The following is a 6,178-nucleotide window of genomic DNA, read 5'->3' on the forward strand; positions in this document are numbered from 1 at the left end:
GTCACGGAGGATCTTGTAGTTCTTGAGCCGTCCGATCGCATGCTCGACCCGCGCACGGACCCGGCGATGTTCCGCATTGTCGGCTTCCTCACCGGCCAACAGGGCCCGGCCGGGTCGTTTACGGTGCGGGACGGCCAGGCCGGTGTTGATGTAGGCGCCGTCGCCGAGCACGGTGATGCCCTGGCACTGGCCCGGCAGACCAGAGTTGCGCCACACGTGGGCGTCGGCTTTGTTGCCCGGGGCCGGGCGAGCGGCGGCCACGACCAGGCGGGTGTCGGCATCGATGATGACCTGCACGTTCGCGGAGAACCGGTAGTTGCGGCTCGATGCACCGACCTTGCGGTCGCGGACCGGGACCAGTGTGCCGTCCACGATCCACAGCCGGTCCGCGGCATCGGCGGGGCGTGAGATCGGCTCAAGCGCGAGGAGCGGCCGAAGCCGCTGGATCACCCTGCACACCGTGGCTGGCGAGACCCCGAACAGCGGCGCGAGCTGCCTCATGGTGAGGTTCGTCCGGTAGTAGACCGCCACCACCAGCACCCGGTCGGCCAGCGGCAGACACCACGGTCGCCCGATGCGCGGCCCGTCGCCACCCCGCTCCCGCACCACCTTCAGCAACCGCTCGAACTGCTTCATCCGCAGCCCCGTGAACGTCTCCACCCACAACGGATCAGCCCTCAACACCCCACGCATACAAGGGAAATGCCCTGATCACAGCCTTCTGCAACACGCTTTAGGACCGCTCCCCGCACACCGAGGGCACCGCCCGGACCAGTCCCTCCCCATGGAGCAGGTCCAAGTGGTGGGTGTACGTCGAGCGGATCGCGGCGAGCCGCAGCCGGGGCTCGCAGGAGGCCCCGGCCCGGAGCGGTTCCGTGTCCACCAGCGCGGTCAGCACCTGCGTGGTGATCCGGTCGAGGACGGGCCGTACCTCCTTCACGAGGTCCGGCCGCTCGGTCGGCCGCTCCTCCGGGTGCGCGTCCCAGCGGGCGTACAGGCCCCGCTGCACCAGCTTGTTCGCCTCGATCTGGTCCCGGAACACCGCGGTCACCGCGTCCGGATCGAGGCCGAGCCCGACCGCCCGCGCGGCCACGTCGTCGAGGATCGCCTTCTCCCGCACCGGATCGTCGATCGGCGTGCTCGTGCCGTACTTGGCCGCCGCGACCTTGTCGGCGACGAGCAGCCGTTCGGCGAACAGATCGGTCAGCACGGTGAGCGACCGGGCCCCCGCGACCGTACGAGGGGGAGCGGCGGGGGACTCTGCGGCGGCCGGTACGGCACCGGAGAGAGCCACTGCGGACGTGACACAGACGGATATCAGGACGGACCTGAGGCGGTGGGGGCGCATGATCCACACCTACCACGCGAACCCGACGGTTCCCCGGAGTCGGTCCGAACCATTGAAAAATCCTTACTTACCGGTAAGTTGACTCGTCGGTAATGAAGTCGGTCGCCGGCCTCGGGGAGCCGTGATGGGTGTACGCAAGGACTTGAACCAGGCGAAGCAGCGCGCGGACCTCGCCGACCGCGTCACGGTCGAGGTGATCAGGGACGCACAGGGCGTGGTCCGTGAGGCGCACACCCCCGTCCTCGCGCCCCGGCAGACCGGCGGCAGCACCGCCGACCTCCCCTTCCGCAACGCGACCGAGGCCCCGGACGCGGTGGTCCTGCGCCGCGCCGACGCCCACGGCACGTTCCACCCGGTCGCCGCCACCGACTTCGCCCGCGAGGTCACCGCCACCGCCAAGGGCCTGATAGCGGCCGGCCTCGAACCGGGCGGCCGGGTCGCGGTCATGTCCCGCACCCGCTACGAGTGGACCGTCCTCGACTTCGCCGTCTGGGCGGCCGGCGGCCAGTCCGTCCCGATCTACGCCACGTCCTCACCGGAACAGATCGAGTGGATCGTCCGCGACTCCGGCTCCCACTTCGTGATCGTGGAGACCCCCGAGAACGCGGCCGCCGTCGCCACCGCCACCGCCCGCCACTCCCGGCCCCCGCACGTCTGGCAGTTCGACGAGGGCGCCCTCGACGTCCTCGCCGACCTCGGCCGGAGCGTCCCCGAGGACGAGGTCGCCAAGCGCCGCGCCGCCCTGACCCCGGACACGGCCGCGACCATCTGCTACACCTCCGGCACCACCGGTCGCCCCAAGGGCTGCGTCCTCACCCACGCCAACCTGTACGCGGAGGCCGCCAACACGGTCGAGCTGCTCCACCCGATCTTCAAGGAGATCACCGGCCAGGTCGCCTCCACCCTCCTCTTCCTGCCCCTCGCCCACATCCTCGGCCGCACCATCCAGATCGCCTGCCTGCTGGCCCGGATCGAGCTGGGCCACTGCCCGAGCATCAAGCCCGACGAACTGCGGCCCGCGCTCAAGAAGTTCCGCCCCACCTTCCTCGTGGGCGTCCCGTACCTCTTCGAGCGGATCCACGCCACCGGCCGCGCCACCGCCGAACGCATCGGCCGCGGCGCCTCCTTCGACCGCGCCCACCGCGTCGCCGTCCGCTTCGCCAAGGCCTACCTGGAGAAGTTCCTCGAGCGGGGCCCCGGCCCCACCCCTGGCCTGTACGCCGCCTGGGCCCTGTACGACACGCTGGTCTACCGCCGCATCCGGAGCGAGCTGGGCGGCCGAATGCGCTACGCCATCAGCGGCGGCTCCCCGCTCGACCGCGACCTCAACCTCTTCTTCTACGCCGCCGGGATCATCATCTACGAGGGCTACGGCCTCACCGAGACCACCGCGGCCGCCACGATCGTCCCGCCGCTGGGGCCCCGCCCCGGCACGGTCGGCCAGCCCGTCCCCGGCACCGCGATCCGCATCGCGGACGACGGCGAGGTCCTCATCAAGGGTGGCATCGTCTTCGGCACCTACTGGAACGACCCGGTCGCCACCGACGCCGCCCTCACCGACGGCTGGTTCGCCACCGGCGACCTGGGCGCCCTCGACGACGACGGCTACCTCACCATCACCGGCCGCAAGAAGGACATCCTCGTCACCTCCGGCGGCAAGAACGTTTCGCCAGCCGTGTTGGAGGACCGCCTCCGCAGCCGCCCGCCGGTCGGCCAGTGCATCGTGGTCGGCGACAACCGGCCCTTCGTCGCCGCCCTGATCACCCTCGACCCCGAGGACGTCAGCCACTGGCTGCACGTGCGCGGGATGTCCCCGGACACCCCGCTCTCCGAGATCGTCACCGACCCCCGGATGCGCGCCGAGGTCCAGAAGGCCGTGGACTACGCCAACCAGGCCGTCTCCCGCGCCGAGTCGATCCGTGAGTTCAAGCTGGTCGAAGGCGAGTTCACCGAGGAGAACGGACTGCTCACCCCGTCCATGAAGATCAGACGCCAGGCGGTCACGGCGGCGTACGCGGCGGTCATCGAGTCCCTGTACCGGGCCTGAGCGACCGGGCGGCGACAGATCCGCCGGTTGATCCGTCCGGTTGGCTCATGCGTGGCATTCGGGTGAAAACCGCGGTGCGCCAGGTTCTGCGGTTTCCTCATTCGTCTATTCCTCGTTTACAGCCTGCAGGTCATGGCGCGAGCCGTTCAAGCTGTGCTCGCTCGGTTTCGGCCGTCATGGGTGCATGACCGCGAAGAAGGGAAAAGCACGTGAAGCTCAAGAAGAGCGCCGCTGTCGCCGCCGGCGCGATCATGGCCATCGGAATGGCCACCCCGGCCGTCGCCGACGCGGAAGCCGAGGGGTTCGCCGCCAAATCCCCGGGTCTTCTCTCCGGCAACGTGATCCAGGTCCCGATCCACATTCCGATCAATGCGTGTGGCAACAGCATCAACATCGTCGGGGCTCTGAACCCGGCGGGCGGCAACGTGTGCATCAACAAGTGAGATAGCCCGGCAGCCGCCTGATTGCGTCTCGGCCGGCCTTGGCCCGTTCCTACGGTGCCGGGGTCGGCCTTCCCCCTTTTTTGGAACAAGCAGGAAGACAACAAGATAGTGCGACAGACCCTGAGCAAGGGAATGGTGGCGGCCGCGGCCGCGACGGGCATTCTGTCCCTGTACAGCAGCTCGGCGCTCGCGGACTCGGGCGCGACGGGCGTGGCCGAAGGCTCGCCCGGCGTCCTGTCGGGCAACACCGTCGAGGCTCCCGTGCACGTGCCCATCAACCTCTGCGGCAACACCGTCGACGTCATCGGCGTCGGTAACCCCGCCTTCGGTAACGCCTGCGTCAACGAGGACTCCGCGCCGCACAAGTCCCACGACGCCTCCGGACACGACGACGGGAAGGGCGCGCACAGCCCCTCGGGCGGGCACGAGCCCTCGAAGGGGCAGGGCCCCGAGAAGGAGCACGCTCCCTGGGAGGCGCCAGGTCACCACGAGCAGCACGCCCCTTGGGACACGCACGGCTCGGGCCCGCACGAGGCATCCGGTGCCTCGGCGCAGGGAGCGGCCCACGGCTCACCCGGTGTCGGTTCGGGCAACACCATCCAGGTGCCCGTGGACATCCCGGTCAACGCGTGCGGGAACCCGGTGGGCGGGGCGGGTTTGTTCAACCCGGTGTCCGGCACCAAGTGCGTCAACGACAGCCAGTCCCCGAAGGGGCACGAGGCTCCTCCCGAGGAGCGCCACAACCCGCCCACGACCGAGCGGGTGACTCCGCCGGCGAAGCCGCCCACGACCGAGCGGGTCGTTCCGCCGGCCGAGCCGCCCACGACCGAGCGGATGACTCCGCCGGTCACCCCGGTGGCCATGGCGGAGACGGGCGCTGAGGGCCTGCTGGCGGCTTCGGCCGCCAGCGCCGCGCTGATCGGCGGCGGGGCCATCATGTACCGGCGGAGCCGGGCGGCATCCCGCCGGTGACACCAGGGGTGCCGGACGCCCGGCGTCCGGCACCCCCTCTCGAGGTCCGCCCTCAGTTCCGGATGACGACCCCCGACCCGGCGAGTCGAACCCCGCCGCCCGGCGCCGGGATCCGGTCGCCCGCCGTTCCCGAACGAAGCCGCCGCCCCACCCCTCGTACCAGGGTCTCCGACGTGAACGTCGCCCCGTACACGAAGCGCATCGCGGGGCCGAAGCCGGAGGCCGTCGTCAGCCCCGCGAAGAACAGTCCGGCCACGGACGACTCGAAGTCCCGCCCGACCGCGGGCGAACCGTCACGCATGGCCTTGAGACCCTGGCGTACGTCGTCCCCCAGCAGGTCCAGCCGGCCGCAGGTGGCCCTGAAACCGGTGGCCGCGATGATGTGCTCCGTCTCCAGAGAGCTCAGTTCGCCGCTCCGGCTCGTCAGCTCCAGCCGTACGCTGCTGCCCCACTCGTACGCCGCCGTGATCCGCTGCCCCAGCCTCACCTCGACGACCGGCTCGAACCGGTCGCGCACCCACCAGGCGCCCGCCGGGCCGAGGGCCGTCCTCGCGATGTGAGTCCGCCTGGCCTCCGGGAGGAGCCGGAACCAGTCCGGCCGCTCGGCGTAGAGCCAGTTGCGCCAGCCGCACCCCAGCCCGCTCAGCGGCGAGCGGGCCGACTGCCAGGGCGAGCGCTCACGGAACGGAGGAAGGTCGTTCCAGTTCAGCCGCGGGGCGCGAGCCAGCACCCGGGCCGTCGCCCCGAGTTCGGCGAGCAGCGCGGCCGTCTCCAGGGCCGCCTGACCGCCCCCCACCACCGTGACGTCCCGGCCCCGGAAACGATCGAGGTCACTGTGGTCGCTGCTGTGCGACACATGGGCAGGCGTCAACGACGACAGCGCCGACGGTACTTCGGTGAAGGGCAGGACGCCGACGGCGAGCACCACCGTCCTCGCGCACAGCACCTCACCGTCCTCCAGGACCGCCTCGAAGCCACCGGGGCACAGGCGCAGCGCCTTCACCATCCGCTCGTCCACGGGCGGTACGGCGTGGCGTGCGAACCACAGGCCGTACGAGGCGAACGCCTCGACGGGGATCGGCTCACCGTGCCTGGCCGTCATGCCCTGCTCGGCGCAGTACGCGTCCAGGCTCCACTTCCCCTCCGGGTCCGAAAGGTTTGAGGCCCATGGCTCCGACTTCAGGAACATGCCGCGAGGCATGTGGTCGCGCCAGGACGCCATGGGCCGTCCGACGATCCGCAGGGTCAGCCCGGCGGCCGCGGCATGGGACGCGATGGACAGCCCGTAGGGACCGGCTCCCACTACCAGCAGGTCGTACATGAAGGTCTCTCTCTCGTCGTCGGTCAGTCGGTCCAGGTCGTGGGGGA

6 protein-coding genes are annotated in these 6,178 nt (G+C 70.7%); 3 read left to right on the forward strand and 3 right to left on the reverse strand.

Annotated features, from left to right (window positions below):
- Both AOK23_RS40070 and AOK23_RS40075 read right to left on the reverse strand, forming a co-directional pair.
- Positions 1-693, reverse strand: a 693-nt coding sequence (locus AOK23_RS40070; protein WP_055717347.1) for an IS5/IS1182 family transposase, incomplete at its 3' end; no start/stop codon positions are given.
- 40 nt (positions 694-733) lie between these two features.
- Positions 734-1,348 carry a chorismate mutase gene (locus AOK23_RS40075; protein ID WP_055717348.1) on the reverse strand — a complete coding sequence of 205 codons (615 nt, stop codon included), beginning with the start codon at positions 1,346-1,348 and terminating at the stop codon, positions 734-736.
- 124 nt (positions 1,349-1,472) lie between these two features.
- Here AOK23_RS40075 and AOK23_RS40080 point away from each other — a divergent pair, with 124 nt between their 5' ends.
- From AOK23_RS40080 to AOK23_RS40090, 3 genes are all read left to right on the forward strand, one after another.
- Positions 1,473-3,395, forward strand: coding sequence for an AMP-dependent synthetase/ligase (locus tag AOK23_RS40080; RefSeq protein WP_055717345.1), 1,923 nt, complete (start codon positions 1,473-1,475; stop codon positions 3,393-3,395).
- A 209-nt stretch (positions 3,396-3,604) separates the two neighbouring features.
- Positions 3,605-3,838 carry a chaplin gene (locus AOK23_RS40085; RefSeq protein ID WP_240496780.1) on the forward strand — a complete coding sequence of 78 codons (234 nt, stop codon included), beginning with the start codon at positions 3,605-3,607 and terminating at the stop codon, positions 3,836-3,838.
- A gap of 108 nt (positions 3,839-3,946) precedes the next feature.
- Positions 3,947-4,810 (forward strand): chaplin, encoded by an 864-nt coding sequence (locus AOK23_RS40090; protein ID WP_107102982.1) that lies wholly within the window; start codon positions 3,947-3,949, stop codon positions 4,808-4,810.
- Positions 4,811-4,862: 52 nt separating this feature from the next.
- Here the strand turns inward: AOK23_RS40090 and AOK23_RS40095 are convergent, their stop codons facing one another.
- Positions 4,863-6,131, reverse strand: a complete 1,269-nt coding sequence (locus AOK23_RS40095; RefSeq protein WP_055717350.1) for an FAD-dependent oxidoreductase — start codon at positions 6,129-6,131, stop codon at positions 4,863-4,865.
- Between the last annotated feature and the right edge of the window lie 47 nt (positions 6,132-6,178).

This window comes from Streptomyces torulosus (assembly GCF_001419765.1).
Taxonomy (GTDB): Bacteria; Actinomycetota; Actinomycetes; order Streptomycetales; family Streptomycetaceae; genus Streptomyces; species Streptomyces torulosus.

Excerpts from the sequence above, each read along its gene's own strand:
- AOK23_RS40095 (WP_055717350.1), bottom strand. The coding sequence starts at position 6,131 with ATGTACGACCTGCTGGTAGTGGGAGCCGGTCCCTACGGGCTGTCCATC.
- AOK23_RS40080 (WP_055717345.1), top strand. The coding sequence starts at position 1,473 with ATGGGTGTACGCAAGGACTTGAACCAGGCGAAGCAGCGCGCGGACCTC.
- AOK23_RS40075 (WP_055717348.1), bottom strand. The coding sequence starts at position 1,348 with ATGCGCCCCCACCGCCTCAGGTCCGTCCTGATATCCGTCTGTGTCACG.